General features: G+C 50.3%; 16 protein-coding genes. 9 read left to right on the forward strand and 7 right to left on the reverse strand.

The window, feature by feature from the left end; all coding sequences use genetic code 11:
- Positions 1–18 precede the first annotated feature (18 nt).
- Positions 19–441 (reverse strand): MaoP family protein, encoded by a 423-nt coding sequence (locus L2725_RS13200; RefSeq protein WP_205407347.1) that lies wholly within the window; start codon positions 439–441, stop codon positions 19–21.
- Positions 442–558: 117 nt separating this feature from the next.
- Here L2725_RS13200 and L2725_RS13205 point away from each other — a divergent pair, with 117 nt between their 5' ends.
- Positions 559–1,413, forward strand: a complete 855-nt coding sequence (locus L2725_RS13205) for a LysR family transcriptional regulator (RefSeq protein ID WP_249249401.1) — start codon at positions 559–561, stop codon at positions 1,411–1,413.
- Positions 1,414–1,500: 87 nt separating this feature from the next.
- On the opposite strand, the gene L2725_RS13210 is transcribed toward L2725_RS13205, so the two are convergent.
- Positions 1,501–1,872, reverse strand: coding sequence for a diacylglycerol kinase (locus tag L2725_RS13210; RefSeq protein WP_248937066.1), 372 nt, complete (start codon positions 1,870–1,872; stop codon positions 1,501–1,503).
- A gap of 145 nt (positions 1,873–2,017) precedes the next feature.
- On the opposite strand from L2725_RS13210, the gene L2725_RS13215 reads away from it, so the two are divergent.
- A complete protein-coding gene (locus L2725_RS13215; RefSeq protein WP_249249402.1) occupies positions 2,018–2,866 on the forward strand; it encodes a DNA ligase in 849 nt (282 codons plus the stop codon).
- Between the two features lie 57 nt (positions 2,867–2,923).
- On the forward strand, positions 2,924–3,385 hold the full coding sequence (locus tag L2725_RS13220; RefSeq protein WP_249249403.1) for a low molecular weight protein-tyrosine-phosphatase: 462 nt from the start codon (positions 2,924–2,926) through the stop codon (positions 3,383–3,385).
- A gap of 56 nt (positions 3,386–3,441) precedes the next feature.
- Here L2725_RS13220 and ylqF read toward each other — a convergent pair whose 3' ends face one another.
- Entirely contained in the window at positions 3,442–4,377 is a 936-nt protein-coding gene (gene ylqF / locus L2725_RS13225; protein WP_115137674.1) for a ribosome biogenesis GTPase YlqF, read from the reverse strand.
- Between the two features lie 106 nt (positions 4,378–4,483).
- Positions 4,484–5,323: a 2OG-Fe(II) oxygenase family protein gene (locus L2725_RS13230; protein ID WP_115137675.1), complete on the reverse strand. Its 840-nt coding sequence runs from the start codon at positions 5,321–5,323 to the stop codon at positions 4,484–4,486.
- 178 nt (positions 5,324–5,501) lie between these two features.
- On the opposite strand from L2725_RS13230, the gene L2725_RS13235 reads away from it, so the two are divergent.
- Positions 5,502–6,410, forward strand: coding sequence for a bifunctional methionine sulfoxide reductase B/A protein (locus tag L2725_RS13235; protein WP_249249404.1), 909 nt, complete (start codon positions 5,502–5,504; stop codon positions 6,408–6,410).
- Positions 6,411–6,473: 63 nt separating this feature from the next.
- On the opposite strand, the gene L2725_RS13240 is transcribed toward L2725_RS13235, so the two are convergent.
- Positions 6,474–8,033, reverse strand: coding sequence for a SulP family inorganic anion transporter (locus L2725_RS13240; RefSeq protein ID WP_249249405.1), 1,560 nt, complete (start codon positions 8,031–8,033; stop codon positions 6,474–6,476).
- Between the two features lie 205 nt (positions 8,034–8,238).
- Positions 8,239–11,658, reverse strand: coding sequence for a ribonuclease E (gene rne / locus L2725_RS13245; protein ID WP_249249406.1), 3,420 nt, complete (start codon positions 11,656–11,658; stop codon positions 8,239–8,241).
- Positions 11,659–12,250: 592 nt separating this feature from the next.
- On the opposite strand from rne, the gene rluC reads away from it, so the two are divergent.
- Both rluC and L2725_RS13255 read left to right on the forward strand, forming a co-directional pair.
- Entirely contained in the window at positions 12,251–13,216 is a 966-nt protein-coding gene (gene rluC, locus L2725_RS13250; RefSeq protein ID WP_249249407.1) for a 23S rRNA pseudouridine(955/2504/2580) synthase RluC, read from the forward strand.
- Positions 13,217–13,293: 77 nt separating this feature from the next.
- The gene (locus L2725_RS13255) at positions 13,294–13,980 is read left to right on the forward strand and encodes an HAD-IIIA family hydrolase (protein ID WP_249249408.1); all 687 of its coding nucleotides are present in this window, start codon (positions 13,294–13,296) and stop codon (positions 13,978–13,980) included.
- Between the two features lie 96 nt (positions 13,981–14,076).
- Here L2725_RS13255 and L2725_RS13260 read toward each other — a convergent pair whose 3' ends face one another.
- The gene (locus tag L2725_RS13260) at positions 14,077–14,664 is read right to left on the reverse strand and encodes a Maf family protein (protein ID WP_249249409.1); all 588 of its coding nucleotides are present in this window, start codon (positions 14,662–14,664) and stop codon (positions 14,077–14,079) included.
- A 286-nt stretch (positions 14,665–14,950) separates the two neighbouring features.
- Here L2725_RS13260 and yceD point away from each other — a divergent pair, with 286 nt between their 5' ends.
- Genes yceD through plsX form a run of 3 tightly spaced genes read left to right on the forward strand, consistent with a single transcriptional unit; the run spans position 14,951 to position 16,706 of the window.
- The gene (gene yceD, locus L2725_RS13265) at positions 14,951–15,475 is read left to right on the forward strand and encodes a 23S rRNA accumulation protein YceD (protein WP_115137680.1); all 525 of its coding nucleotides are present in this window, start codon (positions 14,951–14,953) and stop codon (positions 15,473–15,475) included.
- 17 nt (positions 15,476–15,492) lie between these two features.
- A complete protein-coding gene (rpmF, locus tag L2725_RS13270; RefSeq protein WP_011496728.1) occupies positions 15,493–15,663 on the forward strand; it encodes a 50S ribosomal protein L32 in 171 nt (56 codons plus the stop codon).
- A 14-nt stretch (positions 15,664–15,677) separates the two neighbouring features.
- Positions 15,678–16,706, forward strand: a complete 1,029-nt coding sequence (plsX, locus tag L2725_RS13275; protein WP_249249410.1) for a phosphate acyltransferase PlsX — start codon at positions 15,678–15,680, stop codon at positions 16,704–16,706.

Raw genomic sequence — 16,706 nt, forward strand, 5'->3', positions numbered from 1 at the left:
TGCAAACCTCAATTTTCATTAGTCTTCCTCAAGCCCTCGATAATGAGAGTCGTCCGGGTCGTACAATATGTTACTTGAATTCAGCCCCTGACTCCGTGGACTGTCACTTACGGAGTAGAAGGGCTTGCGATTACACAGTCTACAATATTTCAGCCAAATAAGCTCGAATAAAGTCTCTGCAACGCGTTTACCACTCAAAACTTCAACAAATTGAGTCTCTTCTACGGTCACTGGCAGGCGCTTGCCTTCAGCCAGCTCCCTCATGGCCCAACCATGATTTTCCAGTATTCCGGCCTCTTTGGTGGTGAAGTCACCACAACGGCTGAAGCCTCTGGGGAAATGCACATCATCGTAAAATTTACGTTGACAGATAAATCCGGCGTGGGCACTCAATGTTTGGTCCATGCTGGCAAGGTCAGGGGGTAAAACTGTTCTGGCCATGGTTATTCCTTTAATCAGTTCGCAGTATTGGATTGCAAAGATATCCACGCAGAGTATTGGTGAGTATCATTGATTTATAAATCAAAATAATTTGTCGCTCTCGGTAAAGAATTTTTTATGGACACAGATCTGCTGAAAACCTTCCTTGAGGTAGCCCGCACCCGTCACTTCGGCAAGGCTGCCGACAACCTGTTTCTGACCCGCAGCGCGGTCAGTTTCAGAGTCAAACAATTGGAAAGTGCGCTGGGCGTCGAGCTATTTGAGCGACAGCGAAACAATATCCAACCTACCAGCGCAGGTGAGCGGATGTTGATCCACGCCGAAGCGATTCTGACCGCCTGGGAAAGAGCCAAGCAGGATATCTCTCTCAGTAGTGAGCAAAGTATGCAGATGGCTGTGGGCATAGCCCCCAATGTATGGAGCGCTTACCTGCAGGGGGCGCTGCAGACACTGCACGATGGACTTGATGGCGTTGCACTGCGTACAGAAGAGTTACCTCATACCGTGATGGGCAGACAGTTACTGGCCCGAACCCTGGATATGATGATCTCCTTCGATGCCCCTCAGTTGGATGAACTGGAAGCGATTAAACTGGGAGAGATAGAGCTTTGTCTGGTATCCGGCGCCGGTCCAGCAACACTGCAAGAGGCGGCAGAGCTGCCCTATATCAAGGTGAACTGGGGAACCGTGTTCAATATCCAGCACGCCAAAGAGTTTGCTGAATTGCCCATTCCGATTATGCATACCGGCAGCGCTGCAATAGCACTGGACTTTCTGCGGGCCAATGGTGCTACCGCTTTCTTGCCTAAAAATATGGTTACCGGCTTGTTGGAATCCGGCGAGCTGCATTTGGTCGAGGGTGCCAGAGAACTGAGCCGCAGTTTATATCTGGCCTACTGGGGAGAGAATGACCGACTGGAGATTATTCGCTCGGCGGTGAAATTGCTGAGTCAGGTGGTTAAACAAGACTAACTGTTATAAAGCCGGAATCATACTGAGACAACAAAGCCACGACCTGAGTCGTGGCTTTTTGCTATCAACAGTCGTCGCTCTTTTCTATCAAAACAGCAGCGGCAGCAGGATTGCGCCCCAGGTCAGGCCGCACAGACACAGTGACAGGAACACTGCAGCAGAAGCAATATCCTTGGCCCGGCCTGATAGGGGGTGAATTTCATCGCTTATTCTGTCCACTACAGCTTCAATTGCTGAGTTGAGTAACTCTACGATAAGCACCAGAAACAGGGTGAAAATCATCAGGAGTTTTTCCGGGACGGATACATTCACCAACAGGGCGACAGGCAACATGAGTATCGCCAGAATTAACTCCTGACGAAAGGCTGCTTCATGTTTCCAAGCTGCGCTCAGCCCTTTGATGGAAAAGCCTGTGGCGCGAAAAATTCGTTTCAGTCCGTGATTATTGGCGGGTTTCATTGTGCAAGTCGTTCAGTGGTACCGGAAAAATGCCTGCGAGTATAACACCCAGAGTCTTAGCTGAGTATGTGGATTATAGATTTTGCGACCCACGAATTGCGTCAGCTGGACTAAGCTTTTTGGGACAGAAAAATGAGGGAACAAGATGAAAGGATTCATTGTCACCGCCTTATTTAGCTTGGCTCTGCATTTAGCAGGGGCCAACCCAGGCTGGGCGGATACCCCGGATTCCGGCGCGCTTCAACTGGCAACGAGTTTCAGAGAAGATATTGCCATTGAGCAGTATCTGGTAAGTGAGAAACTCGATGGTGTCAGAGGGCGCTGGACAGGTACCGAAATGCTGACTCGCTCTGGCCGCACAGTGCCGCTACCCAAGTGGTTTACTCAAGGCTGGCCTGATATCCGGTTAGACGGTGAAATATGGTTGGGGCGTAACCGGTTTGATGAAGTGTCGGCTTTGGTTCGCAGCGATGCTGCTGATGATATTCTCTGGCAGCAGGTACGCTTTATGGTGTTTGATATGCCGGACCCACAGCTGCCGTTCTCCCAACGTTATGACCTATTGCTGAAACTACTTGAAGGACAAACCCATATCAGGCCTGTTGCCCAGTTCAGGCTTGGCAGCCTTGAAGAGCTTAATGCTTTGCTCGATGAAAGGGTTAAAGCAGGTGCAGAAGGTCTGATGTTGCACCATCAGAATGCGGAGTATCGGGACGGCAGACAAAAGCAGTTGCTAAAACTTAAGCCTTTATATGACGCGGAAGCCCGGGTGCTTGCCCATCTTCCCGGTAAAGGCAAATACCAGGGCATGATGGGAGCCCTGTTGGTGCAAATGGCGGATGGCCGGGAATTCAGATTGGGAACTGGGTTCAGCGATGCAGACCGTGCAAACCCTCCACCAATTGGCAGCTTGGTGACATTTCAATACCGTGGCCTGACCTCAAACGGGCTGCCGAGATTTGCCGGTTTTTACCGTGTCAGGTCCCCGGATTGAGGCCGCTGTCATTCATAAGGTATGCTGGCACGCTGATTCAATGGACAGGAAGTGATCATGACCCCTTCGGTGCTGTTTGTATGTATGGGAAATATTTGCCGTTCGCCAACGGCTGAAGCTGTATGCCGGAAAATGGCGACGGAACGGGGAGTGGATGTCAGGATTGATTCGGCGGGAACCATTGCTTATCACGCCGGTGAAAAGCCTGACCCCCGCAGTCAGGCAGCAGGCGAAGCGAGAGGCTACGATTTTTCCGGGATCCGCGCCCGTCAGGTCAATGATGCGGATTTTGAACTGTTTGATCTGATTTTAGCGGCGGATAACAAGAATCTGCAGGATCTCGCTCAGCGTTGCCCGTCTCAGTACCAATCAAAATTGGCGCTGATGTTAGCCCCCTGTGAGGGCAATGAGACTCAGGTACCGGATCCCTATTATGGTGGTGAACAGGGTTTTGAGCATGTGCTCGATCTGTTGGAGGAAGCTTGCGGTAAGTGGTTGGATAAACTGACAGCTAAATAGAAGGCCCCGGATAGTAAAAAAGCCTGCAATGCAGGCTTTTTGTATATGAGAGAATATCAGTGACGTTTACCGGAGCGCTTGAGCTTCTCTGCAGCTTTCTTGGCTTCTTTTTCGGCTGCTTTTTCTGCCAGAATGCGTTCCACTTCCGCTTTCTCTACTTCCGCCATCTCAGGAGTTTCCAGTGACAGCAAGCCTATCTTGCCACTGCGAAATTCATGCAGCAGCAGCTCCGACACCTTGTGCAGGTCGATGTAACCACCTGCACGTTTGGCTCCGCGTTTGGCACCTATAGCTTCCAGCAGCTCGATATCTGTCTCTGGCAATTCATCAATCTTATATCTTTCTTTGATTGCTTCAGGATAAGCCTGCAGGAAATATTCGGCGGCAAACATGGCGACATCCTCATACTCCATTGCCGTATCTTTAATGGCGCCGGTGACGGCCAAACGATAGCTTGAGGCTTCGTTATCCACTTTGGGCCAGAGGATCCCCGGGGTATCTGACAGTACGATACCATCGCCCAGATTGATACGCTGCTGAGCCTTGGTTACTGCCGGTTCGTTACCTGTTTTGGCAATGGTACGACCCGCCAGGGTATTGATAATGGTGGACTTACCCACGTTGGGGATGCCCATAATCATGGTGCGCAACTTCTTTTCCTGGCCGACGCGCTCAGGCACCAGCTTGCGGCACAGATCGGGAATCTTCTTAATCATGGCGGGTTGCAGTGTGGTGACTGCCATCGCCTTTACACCTTGCTCCTGCTCAAGATATTCAACCCACTTGGCGGTGACTTCAGGATCTGCCAGGTCACACTTGTTCAGCAGCTTAATACAGGGCTTATCACCCCGGAGCTGAGCCACCATAGGGTTTTCACTGGAGAAGGGAATGCGGGCATCGAGTACCTCAATCACCAGATCGATTTGGGGCATAGCCTCGGCAATTTCCTTGCGGGCTTTGTGCATGTGACCGGGAAACCAATGAATGGCCATAGGGAAGATTATCCTCTGCGGGTTGTATTGCGGCGCTTATTGTAGCCTTTAATGTACTCATGTCATAAAAAAAGCGCCCTCAGGCGCTCTTTAGGTGACAGGGTGCTCAGATAACACCCAGTTCACGCAGTCTTTCCTGCAGGTAACTGCTGGCAGTGTGTCGCTCAGATAGCACCACATTGGGGTTTGGATGCAGAAACAGAGGTAAAGACAAACGGGATTTTCCTGTATCAGCCCCTTTAGGGTTCACCACTCTGTGGGTGGTGGAGGGGAAATATCCGGCTGAGGCTTCTTTCAGCATGTCGCCACTGTTGATAATCAGGTTGCCAAAATCACAGGGGACTTCGAGCCACTGGCCATCACGGGTCTTAACTTCCAGGCCAGGCTTGTTGGCCGCAGGCAGAATGGTCAGCAGGTTAATATCTTCATGGGCTGCAGCACGCACAGCGCCTATCTCTTCTGTGCCTGACAACGGCGGATAATGCAGAACCCGAAGCAGCGTCTTTTGGCTGTCCAGGATCATTTCCGGTAATGGCATGGAGAAGCCGGTCATCACCTCTTCAGGACACTCCTGATCGACCCAGTCCAACAGCTCTGTCGCCAGGGTGTTGGCATTGGCATAGTAGGCGAGAATATCCTGACGCAATGAATCCGGAATACGGCCCCAGGGATAGACATGAAAATACTCTTTGATGTCTTTTACCGTATGCCCTTTAGCGGTTTCGGACACTTCAGCCGGGAAAAATCCATCCTGAGTTTCAGGGTTAAAGAGATACTCAAGCTTGTTTTCACCATCGAAAAAAGCTTGCCAGTCCTGGTATATGCGGTCTACCAATTGCTGGTTTATCGGGTGGTTTTTTAATACTGCAAAACCTGTATTTCGCAGTGAATCCACAAACTGTTTTGCGCTGTCCGCTGCGCGGTAATCTATCACTGATAATTTCATGAGCAGTCACTTCACTGTTATTTGCCGCTGGGATTTTACCCGTTCGATAAATGTGACGCAAATCAAGATGATCTAAAGGATGTGATTCACGTAGGCCTAAAGTAAAGTAGAGGAATGAAATAAAGGGCAGGGCATTCAGGTCTATAACTGTCCCTTTAACAGAAGGAGAGCGGCAATTATGCGTAAATTGACTGACTTTGAACGTTATGTCATTGAAGAAAAAGGCACTGAGCGTCCATTCAGCGGGGAGTATCATACTCATGACGCCGCCGGTGTATATCACTGCCGAAAGTGCGATGCGCCGCTATATCTCTCTGAACACAAGTTTCAGGCACATTGTGGCTGGCCTGCGTTTGATGACGAGATCCCCGGTGCAGTAACCCGACATATGGATGCGGATGGACACAGAACAGAGATTGTCTGCAGCAACTGCGGCGGTCATCTGGGGCACGTATTTCAGGGGGAGTATCTCACTCCCAAAAACCTGCGCCACTGTGTTAACTCTGTCTCCATGGTATTCAAGGGGAAAGATGATATGGAAGAATCAAGCGACAGGACTGAACTGGCAACCCTGGGTGGTGGCTGCTTCTGGTGTATTGAGGCAGTATTCAGCAACCTTAAGGGGGTTATCAGCGTCAAGTCAGGTTATGCGGGCGGCTCGCCTGAAAAAGCTGACTATAAAAGTGTTTGCAGTGGGCATTCAGGTCACGCTGAAGTGGTTCAGGTGGAATTTAATCCACTGGAAATTAGCTTCAGAGAGCTGTTGGAAGTATTTTTTACCAGCCATGACCCGACCACGCTGAATCGTCAGGGCAATGATGTAGGCACTCAGTATCGCAGTGTGATTTTTGCCCATGATGCCAGTCAGCAGGATGTCGCTTCAGAGGTTATAACCAAACTCAATGAGTCTGGTCTCTGGTCATCGCCACTGGTCACTGAACTTGTCGCTTACTCAGGCTTTTACCCGGCGGAGGAGGTCCATGACGACTATTTTGCCCGCAACCCTCAGCAGGGTTATTGTCGACTGGTTATTGCGCCCAAGGTTGATAAGGTTAGAGCCCTGTTCGCGGATAAACTGAAGTCTTAGATTTGGTTTTTAGTTAGCGGACACAAAAAAGGCGGGGTAACCCGCCTTTTTTAATACACTCGCTTAAGAGTCCAGTTTGTCGTCTGCAACCTTGTAGGAGGGATCCTCAAGCAGATTGACTTCCACCAGGCCTTTGGCCTTTTTCAGTACCTTGGCACAGTCAGGTGACAGGTGACGCAGGTGCAGGCGTTTACCGGCAGCTGTGTAACGCTCAGCCAGAGTATCTATGGCTTCCAGTGCTGAATGATCAGCTACCCGGGAGTTGCCGAAGTCTACAATCACATCTTCAGGATCCTGCTTGGCATCAAACAGCTCCAGGAAGTTGGCAACCGAGCCGAAGAACAGCGGGCCATTAAGTTCATACACCTTCCAACCCTGATTATTGGTGTGGGTGTTGACGCCAATATGCTTGGCGTGCTGCCAGGCAAATACCAGTGCAGATACGATAACACCGACGAATACGGCAAATGCCAGGTCGGTAAACACAGTCACCACAGTCACTAATACAATCACAAAGGCATCGGAGCGCGGCACTTTGCTCATCATATTGAAGCTGGCCCATTCGAAGGTGCCAAGTACCACCATAAACATCACGCCCACCAGTGCAGCCAGCGGGATGATTTCAATAAAGGCAGCACCGAACAGAATAAAGGCAAGCAGCGCCAGTGCAGCTGTGATACCTGACAATCGGCCCCGTCCACCTGAGTTAATGTTAATCATGGACTGACCAATCATGGCGCAGCCACCCATGGCTCCGAAGAAGCCGGAAATGATGTTACCTGCACCCTGACCAACACACTCTTTATTGGAGCGGCCACGGGTCCCTGTCATCTCATCTACCACTGTCAGTGTCAGCAAAGACTCAATCAGGCCAACGGCAGCCAGAATGAAAGAGTAGGGCAAGATGATCTTTAAGGTTTCCAGCGTAAATGGCACCGACGGAATAGAGAAACTTGGCAGTGAGCCTGCGATAGTCGCGTTATCATTGCCACTCATACCCTTAAGGAAGTCCAGTACATTGCGGGTATCCAGATCCATACCCACCACAATGGCTGTCACAGTCAAAATTGCAGCCAGTGATGAAGGAATTGCCTTGGTGATTTTAGGCAGGAAGTGAATGATTGCCATGGTCAGGGCGACCAGTCCCAACATGATCACCAGCTCATTCATAGGGAGCCACTGCATGACTCCTTTGGCATCCGGGACTTGAAACTGGCCCAATTGCGCCAGGAAAATCACAATAGCCAGTCCGTTTACAAAGCCAATCATCACTGGGTAGGGCACGATACGAATAAACTTACCCAGTCTGAATGCACCGGCAGTAACCTGAATAAGACCGGCCAGCACCACAGCGGCAAACAGATATTGCACGCCATGCTCTGCAACCAGTGCCACCATGACTACCGCCATAGCGCCGGTCGCGCCGGAAATCATGCCGGGGCGTCCGCCAATCACTGCGGTGACCAATCCCATAATAAAGGCGGCGTAAAGACCGACCATAGGCTCCACACCCGCAACAAAGGCAAAAGCAACCGCTTCGGGAACCAGAGCCAAAGCCACGGTCAGACCGGAAAGCAGATCTGCCTTATGGCTGGCTGTCTTGTGACGAATAATATCGAACATTGGACCTCTAATGTCTGAAACCAACAGATTCCATCATAGGAACAAATTGGTATATATGTGATCTGGTTATAAATTTTAAGCCGCGCATACTAACAGAAAATGACATTGGCCGCAGTAATCAGGGTGAATTAAATTTCACCTGTGATTTATTCGGGCAATAAAAAAGCCATGCAATTGCATGGCTTTCTTGTCGGCAAAACTTCTGTTACGGACGTGCCATCTCAGAGTTTGCCTGGTTACCGCTTACCCTCTGGCTCTGCTCGGCACTGCCAGGCTGGTATTCACGACCTTTAGGTGTTTCAACCTGAGCACGGGTATCGATTTCTGGTTTGGTGGTCTGAGAAGACACCATGGTTCCAAAACGGCTACCGGAAGGTTTCGCTGCAGGAGCAGCTTCAACACTCTTTGGCTCTATGGCTTCGGCTGGTGCCGGGGCTTCAACAGTATCAGCTTGCTCAACGGCTTTAACAGCAGCTGGCTGACGTGTTGGCATCTGTACTGACGGTTTGGCCATAGGTGCAGAAGCCTGTTTAACCTTCTCTTCGGTTTCAACAGAAGTTTCTGCTTCTTTGGCTTCAGTGTCGACCTTAGCTTCACCCGCTTCAGCTTTGCTCTCGGTTTCGACTTTGGCCTCAACCACTTCAGCCTTAACCTGGGTTTCAACCTTAGCCTCAACAACTTCTGCAGTTGCTTCTTCAGTCTTTACCGTTTCCTGAGCAACAGCTTTAGCTTCAACTTTGGCTTCAGGAGCTGGCTGTGCAGCCACTGTTTCAGCAACCTCAGTCTGAGCTTCAGCTTTGACTTCAACCTTGCTTTCAGCCTCCGCAGCAGCGCTGGTTTCTGCCACAGCTTCCTGCTTGGCGCTTGCGTCTTCGCTCAGAGCTTCTGCTTTTACTTCAGCTTTGGCTACAGGTGTAGGACGAGCCGGGGCTGCAGAGGCGGAGCTTGCCTGAGCCTTGCGAGCTGGAGTTGCTGGCTTTTCCGCTTTCGCTTCAACAGCTTCTGTTTTAACTTCAGTTGCGTCGGCCTTAACTTCAACAGTCTCTTCGGCTTTCACTTCAGGCTGCGCAGTTTCCTGAGCAGAAGCCTGTACAGAAGCCACTTCGATGATCTCTTCGTTGGCTTCAACCACTGTAACTTCAGCAGATTCGTCAGATTCCTGCTTGGCAGCAGCTTCCTGCTCATCGCGACGACGGCGCTGACCGGCAGCACGCAGATGACGTGGGCTACGACGGCTGCGACGCTGGCTGTCACGCTGTGGCTTATCTTCACCAGACTCTTCAGTTGCGTCAGTTGTTTCAACTTTCTCAACCTGAGGCTTCTCGGCAGTTTCCTGAGGAGCGCTCTGGGCAGTCACTTCCGCGGCCTTGGTTTCTACTTCGGCTTTGGTTGCTTCTGCTTCAACAGCGTTGTCAGCCTGTTCAGGCTTACGACGACGCTGGTTACGCTTGTTCTCTTTGGCTTCAACCTGAGTCGCTTGCTCTTCAGCTGTGTCAGATGCCTGGTTGGTTTTTACTTCCGCTTCCTGAGCACCATCGTCCATACGCACTTTACGACGCATGTTACGACGCTGACGACGTTCACGAACGGCTTCCTGTTTAGGCTGCTTGGCTTCCTGCTCAGGCTTGTCGGACTTTGCAGTCTGCTCGGTATCACGCTCTTTAACCTGATCCTTCTGACGCTTGTCCTTATTACGTGGGTTACGCTCTTTACGCTCTGAACGTTGTTCGCCGGCGTTGTCAGCTTTGTTGCCACGACGCTTGTCCTGGTTACCATCAGCTTTTTCACCGTCAGCATTGCGGTTGCGGCGGTTATCATTGCGGCGGTTACGGCGGTTGGTGTTGGACTGACCGCGCTTACCAGACTGCTCATTACGGGACTTCTTGGTTTCTTCCTCTTTGTTGTCAGAGGAGAACAGGGAGCCAATCGCTTTGAACAGACGGCTCAGCAGGCCTGGCTTTTCTTCAGCAGGCTTGGCCTGGCGCTGAGGTTTAGCCTTGGGCTTGGCAGCAACAGCTTGCTCAGGTGGATTCTTAGGTGCAGAGAAACCTTTCAGTGCAGGTTCTGCCGGCGCAGCGCGCTCAAGCTTGCGAGGCTCGTACAGTTTGCGCTCAGGGGTCTCAGAACGCTTATAGCTTGCTTCCTGAATCTCATCATCTTTACGGTGACGGATAACCTTGTATTCAGGGGTCATCATATGAGAATCAGGGATCACGTATACTTCAACGCCATGACGCTGTTCAGTGATACGGATAGCTTTACGCTTTTCGTTCAGCAGGAAGGCGGCAACATCAACAGGAACAATTGCTTCAATTTGAGAAGTGTTCTCTTTGATTGCTTCCTCTTCCATCAGACGCAGAATAGACAGCGCCAGAGATTCGGTGCCACGAATGGTGCCCTGGCCATGACAGCGTGGACACAGGTGAGCAGCAGACTCTTCCAAAGATGGACGCAGACGCTGGCGGCTCATTTCCATCAGACCAAAGCGGGAAATACGGCCCAGCTGAACGCGGGCACGATCCTGATGAACAGCATCACGCAGACGGTTTTCAACTTCACGCTGGTGACGGGCTGGTGTCATATCGATAAAGTCGATAACCACCAGACCACCAAGGTCACGCAGGCGCAACTGGCGGGCGATCTCGTCAGCCGCTTCCAGGTTGGTATTCAGTGCGGTCTCTTCAATATCGCCGCCCTTGGTTGCGCGGGCAGAGTTGATATCGATTGAGGTCAGTGCTTCTGTTGGATCGATAACGATAGAGCCACCGGAAGGCAAACGCACTTCGCGCTGGAACGCAGACTCGATTTGAGACTCGATCTGATAGTGAGTGAACAGAGGTACTTCAGACTTGTACAGGCGAACACGCTCAACGAAATCAGGACGAACCAAACCGATATGCTGTTTGGCTTCTTCATAAATTTTGGCGTGGTCAATCAGGATTTCGCCAACGTCACGACGCAGGTAGTCGCGAATAGCACGCACGATAACGTTACTTTCCTGATGGATAAGGAATGGTGCAGGCGCACTGTCGGCAGCTTCTTTGATAGCAGCCCAGTGGTGCAGCAGGACATTCAAATCCCATTTCAGTTCAGCAGCTTCTTTACCAACACCTGCGGTGCGGACAATCAGACCCATGCCCTGTGGTACTTCCAGCGCAGACATGGCTTCTTTAAGCTCGTTACGCTCATCACCTTCGATGCGACGGCTGATACCACCTGCACGTGGGTTATTTGGCATCAATACCAGGTAAGAACCCGCCAGACTGATAAAGGTGGTCAGGGCTGCGCCCTTGTTGCCACGTTCTTCTTTGTCGATCTGTACGATAACTTCCTGACCTTCCTGTACCACCTCTTTAATGTTGGGGCGGCCCTGGAATGCATAGCCTTTGGGGAAATATTCGCGGGCAATTTCTTTCAGGGGAAGGAAGCCGTGACGCTCAGCGCCGTAATCGACGAAGGCAGCTTCAAGGGAGGGTTCTACGCGGGTGATCTTACCTTTGTAGATATTAGCCTTTTTTTGCTCATGGCCTGGGCTTTCGATATCCAGATCATAAAGCTGTTGCCCGTCAACGAGGGCAACACGCAACTCTTCCGATTGAGTTGCATTGATTAACATACGTTTCATGATGACGTCATTCTTCTTTAGATGTCATCAGCAACGTGATCGCTGCATTACGGGCCTGCGCATGGATAATCTACAGCCTCACGGCTGGTCTGCAGGCAAGGGGGAGCGCATTTCTGTTAGACGCATCGCTGCGTGTCGCATCCAATTTATGGCTTATTTTTAAATAAATACAAAAACAAGGAATTCGTTGTAAAACGTCAACCAACCCCATAAATTTCTAGCTAAGTCCGTTAATGCCGAAGTCGATCTCTGTTGTCTGACGACCGGTTAACATTTTATTCGAGTTCGGTGCGGTTTGTGAGCAAATTATGAACTGCAAATGGCAGTCTCATTCCGGTTTAACCTTAAAAACCTGTATTTTCTCTATTTTACCTTCTTCCAAGGTTTGCAAATCAGTGATTTGCGACCAGAGATGAGTTTTATGAATTTGCTGTCAACCCACTGATGAATGGTACATTTGCCACTGACTTTAGTCGCGGATTTTCCCCATTCGTCGGTGAAATATAGCAACAATCAAAAAAATCAGCAATGGAAAGCCGCAAATGAACCCTGTCTGATGTACAATGGCGCCGTGTTAATGAAGTGGTCCACCATGAATAAAGAACAAGCCCAACAGCAGGTCCGGATAGTCAGCATCGATGAAGATCACGCCGGACAGCGAATCGATAATTTCCTGATGACTCAACTGAAAGGCGTGCCAAAGAGCATGATCTATCGCATCGTTCGCAAGGGCGAGGTTCGGGTCAATAAAAAGCGTATCAAGCCGGAATATAAGCTGCAGATGGAAGATCAGGTGCGTATTCCACCTGTTCGTGTCGCCGAGCGCGATGAGCGTAAAGCGCCTTCCGCCGGGCTGAACCGGGTGTCCCAGCTGAAAAACAGAATCGTTTATGAAGATAAACACCTGATTGCCCTGAATAAGCCCGCAGGTATTGCCGTGCATGGTGGCAGTGGTGTGGATTATGGTGTGATTGAAGCCCTGCGGGTACTTTATCCTGACCAGAAGTTCCTGGAGCTGGTACACCGTCTGGATAAAGACACCTCAGGGATTTTGTTGATCGCCAAGAAGCGCAGCGCCCTGAAGCATATGCACGACCAGCTGCGTTATAAAAAGATGCAGAAGGATTATCTGGCTTTGGTGCGTGGCAGTTGGCAGGCTCACGAAAGAGTGGTTAAAGCGCCTTTATTGAAATTGACGCTGAAATCCGGTGAACGCATCGTGCGGGTAAACAAGGAGGGCAAGCCTTCCGAGACCCGATTTAAGATCATGCAGCATTATCATGGTGCCACCTTGGTCCAGGCCAGCCCTGTGACGGGGCGTACCCACCAGATTCGGGTTCACTGTCAGTATGCCGGGCATCCTATTGCCTGTGATGATAAGTACAGCGAGCAGAAGTTTGACGACAGCATGCGCGAACAGGGACTGAGTCGTTTGTTCCTGCACGCCGCTCAACTCAAGTTCATTCACCCTGAGACTGAAGAGTATATGACGGTGAAGGCGCCTCTGGATGAAAATCTTGAAGCCACTTTGGCTAAACTGACCAAAACCAAGCAGTAATCAGGCAATGAACTGAATAAAGCCGGGATGACCCCCGGCTTTTGTTTCAAGCAGTATTTTAAAGGATTAACCCCTCCATGACTCAGGCTACTAATCAGCTCCCCGCCCACTATGACCTGGTGATTTTTGACTGGGATGGCACCTTGATGGACTCAGTGCCCAAGATTCTTGCCTGCGTTAAAAGCCTGTCACTTGAATATGACCTGGATGTGCCAACCGACGATGCCATCCGCAGTATCATTGGCTATTCATTGGAAGAGGCGCTGACACGTCTGTTTGGCGAGCAGGTAAAAGGAGATATCCCACTGTTTGTTGAAGGCTATCGTCGCCACTATGTGGAGTTGGATTCTACTCCAAGTCCAATATTTGAAGGGGTCGAGTCTTTGCTGGAGGCCCTTTCAGCCCAGGGGTATAAATTGGCTGTCGCCACGGGCAAGGGCAGGGAAGGGCTTAACCGCTTACTGGCAGAGTCGGAGCTGGGAGGCTACTTCGTCGCCAGTCGCTGTGCAGATGAAGCTTTGAGTAAGCCCAATCCACTGATGCTGGAGCAATTGCTTAATGAGCTAGACGTCCCTGTATCCCGGGCACTGATGGTCGGTGATGCACTGATGGATCTGGAGATGGCCAACAACATAGGTATGGATGCCGTGGGTGTCAGTTATGGTGCATTCACCATAGCGCAGCTTAAGACAGCCTCACCTTTAGCGATTATCGATCATCCTCTGGAGCTGATGAAGGTGATCACCAGAGCTGAGGTTGCCTGAACGCTCTGTTTATAAAATCTCTACATATAACTAGAAAAGCCCTGCTGAGTTACAGCGGGGCTTTTTTATTCCTGTTTCATACAAGTTGAAACCTGGCTAGGCGGGAAGCTGAAGGCCCAGTTTCCTCAGGTGTTCACAAAGCAGGATTAATGGCAGGCCAATCAGGGTATTGGGATCCCGCCCTTGCAGTTTGTCGAACAGGGTAATACCCAGTCCTTCGCTTTTAAAGCTGCCGGCGCAGTACCAGGGTTCTTCGGCGTCGACATAAGCTTCAATTTCAGCCTGGGTTAACTTCCTGAACGTCACATGGAATGGTTCAACTTCCGCTTGCATTTGCTGGCTGGCTGTATCAAATACCGCAAGCCCGGTATAAAAGGTGATGGTTTTACCGCTTTGGGATTTAAGTTGCTCAATTGCTTTGTCGCGGCTTAACGGCTTACCGATAATCTTGCCGTCCACCACTGCGACCTGATCTGAGCCAATAATAATGCCGGACTGATTGTCGGCGACGGCAAGGGCTTTGGCTTTAGCCAGTCTCAATACCAGTGATTCAGCGGTCTCATTATCCAGCGGCGTTTCATCGGTTTCAGGAGACGCGGTAATAAAAGGAAGATGCAGCTTCTCCAACAGCGCTTTGCGAAAGCTTGAAGTAGAGGCCAGGATAATTTTTGGTGTTGTAGACATGATTGATGAGCTGTTGTGAAAATTGGCTGCAATTGTGCGATCATTGCAGCGATTTACGCAAGGCTGGTTTACCCGGATGCCAGAGTGGCGTAAATTCATTGCTGAAGGCACCGTAAGCGCTCTTATTTTGTACTTGTGGTGCTTGTCTGGATGCGGGGGCTTGGGTAAAATTTCGCGTCCGCCTATCCTGGGGTCGGCGGGCTAATGCCCCAAAGCGCAGTAATGCGAACTAAGGCGGAATTTTTTCTTTGACTCCGACGTTTTCAAACTATAATATGCGCGCCTTATGCAAACAGTAAAGATACCGGTCTCAATTGATCCTGCGCGTGCTGCCCAGTCTCGCTCTTCTTATGAGGGTGTAGTACCAGGTAAGCAGCTTAAGCGATTAAACGAGTTATGTGCCGGCGACTGTTCCGATGTGACTGTGTCACTGGAATGTGGTGTTGATCTACAGGGGATAGTCTACCTGAAAGGGAAGGCTGTGACGGAGCTCACTCTGCTATGTCAACGTTGCATGACACACTTTACCACTGAGGTTACGGTCGACTTTTGCTACAGTCCTTGCAGGACTCAGGCAGAAATCGATGAGCTCCCGGATGCGTATGACCCTATTGAGTGCAATGAAATCGGTGAAATCCGTCTGCACCAACTTATCGAAGATGAGTTGATTTTGGCCATACCTTTGATCCCTATGCATGACGATGAGGATTGCAATCAGGGCAGCAAAGATGTGGTTGTAGGCGAAATTGACCTCACTCAAGAGGAGCGTCCAAATCCGTTTGCAGTGTTAGAAAAACTGAAGAGCAAGTAATCTAGGAGACAGGTCAAATGGCTGTACAACAGAATAAAAAATCTCGTTCTAAGCGTGGTATGCGCCGTTCACACGACGCACTGAGCACTGCTCAGTTGTCTGTAGACGCTACCAGCGGTGAACTGCATCTGCGTCACAACGTGACTGCTGATGGCTTCTACCGTGGTAAAAAGGTAATCAACAAGTAATTGTTGCTTAGCTTATGACAAATCTGACGCTCGCGTTGGATGTAATGGGTGGCGACCACGGCCCCCATGTCACAGTGCCTGCAGCCTTGCAGGCACTGACAATTCAACCCAACCTCAATATCATTTTGGTCGGCGACAAGACCAAAATAGAGCCTTTGCTGCAATTGGCTGATACCAGCCAAATATCCCGCATAGAGATAGTTCACACCACAGAGATGGTGCAGATGAACGATCGCCCTATTCACGCTCTGAGACGTTACAAGCAAAGCTCCATGCGCCTGGCGATTGAAGCCGTTCGTGATGGTAAAGCTGATGCCTGTGTCAGTGCCGGTAATACAGGGGCCCTGATGGCGTTGGCCAAAGTGCTGTTGAAAACCTTGCCCGGCGTAGATCGTCCGGCGTTGGTTAGCAGTTTGCCGACATCAAAAGGAAATCCTGCCTACTTACTGGATTTGGGCGCCAACGTGACCTGCGATGCTGAAGCTCTGTTTCAGTTTGCAGTGATGGGCTCTGTGCTGTTTGAAACCGTTGAAAAACGGGAACGCCCCCGAGTTTCCCTGCTGAATGTGGGTAATGAAGAAATTAAGGGCAATGATAATGTGCAGCAGGCGGCTCAATATCTCCAGGATACCCCACAACTGAATTACGTCGGTTATATCGAAGGCGACGAAATTTACACAGGCAATGTCGATGTGATTGTCTGTGACGGCTTTGTGGGTAATATCACGCTGAAAACATCCGAAGGGATTGCCAGACTTCTGGTACATCAATTAAAAAAGGGACTGACAGAAGGCTTTCTTGTACGTTTCCTCGCCAGACTAATAGCGCCGAGAATTCAAAAAGTTCTCAGCCAGATGAACCCCGACCAGTATAACGGTGCAAGTCTGATAGGATTGCGCGGAATAGTCGTCAAGAGCCATGGTAATGCCGATCAGGAAGCTTACCTGCAAGCTATATGTCTTGCGGTAACTGAGGCACAACGTCGACTCCCTGAAATGATAAAAGATCGTTTAGAGTCGATTCTTTTAGATATAAACAGCTGA

Source organism: Shewanella corallii, from assembly GCF_023349125.1.
Classification (GTDB): Bacteria; Pseudomonadota; Gammaproteobacteria; order Enterobacterales; family Shewanellaceae; genus Shewanella; species Shewanella corallii.

Excerpts from the sequence above, each read along its gene's own strand:
- L2725_RS13200 (WP_205407347.1), bottom strand. The coding sequence starts at position 441 with ATGGCCAGAACAGTTTTACCCCCTGACCTTGCCAGCATGGACCAAACA.
- L2725_RS13205 (WP_249249401.1), top strand. The coding sequence starts at position 559 with ATGGACACAGATCTGCTGAAAACCTTCCTTGAGGTAGCCCGCACCCGT.
- L2725_RS13210 (WP_248937066.1), bottom strand. The coding sequence starts at position 1,872 with ATGAAACCCGCCAATAATCACGGACTGAAACGAATTTTTCGCGCCACA.
- L2725_RS13215 (WP_249249402.1), top strand. The coding sequence starts at position 2,018 with ATGAAAGGATTCATTGTCACCGCCTTATTTAGCTTGGCTCTGCATTTA.
- L2725_RS13220 (WP_249249403.1), top strand. The coding sequence starts at position 2,924 with ATGACCCCTTCGGTGCTGTTTGTATGTATGGGAAATATTTGCCGTTCG.
- ylqF (WP_115137674.1), bottom strand. The coding sequence starts at position 4,377 with ATGGCCATTCATTGGTTTCCCGGTCACATGCACAAAGCCCGCAAGGAA.
- L2725_RS13230 (WP_115137675.1), bottom strand. The coding sequence starts at position 5,323 with ATGAAATTATCAGTGATAGATTACCGCGCAGCGGACAGCGCAAAACAG.
- L2725_RS13235 (WP_249249404.1), top strand. The coding sequence starts at position 5,502 with ATGCGTAAATTGACTGACTTTGAACGTTATGTCATTGAAGAAAAAGGC.
- L2725_RS13240 (WP_249249405.1), bottom strand. The coding sequence starts at position 8,033 with ATGTTCGATATTATTCGTCACAAGACAGCCAGCCATAAGGCAGATCTG.
- rne (WP_249249406.1), bottom strand. The coding sequence starts at position 11,658 with ATGAAACGTATGTTAATCAATGCAACTCAATCGGAAGAGTTGCGTGTT.
- rluC (WP_249249407.1), top strand. The coding sequence starts at position 12,251 with ATGAATAAAGAACAAGCCCAACAGCAGGTCCGGATAGTCAGCATCGAT.
- L2725_RS13255 (WP_249249408.1), top strand. The coding sequence starts at position 13,294 with ATGACTCAGGCTACTAATCAGCTCCCCGCCCACTATGACCTGGTGATT.
- L2725_RS13260 (WP_249249409.1), bottom strand. The coding sequence starts at position 14,664 with ATGTCTACAACACCAAAAATTATCCTGGCCTCTACTTCAAGCTTTCGC.
- yceD (WP_115137680.1), top strand. The coding sequence starts at position 14,951 with ATGCAAACAGTAAAGATACCGGTCTCAATTGATCCTGCGCGTGCTGCC.
- rpmF (WP_011496728.1), top strand. The coding sequence starts at position 15,493 with ATGGCTGTACAACAGAATAAAAAATCTCGTTCTAAGCGTGGTATGCGC.
- plsX (WP_249249410.1), top strand. The coding sequence starts at position 15,678 with ATGACAAATCTGACGCTCGCGTTGGATGTAATGGGTGGCGACCACGGC.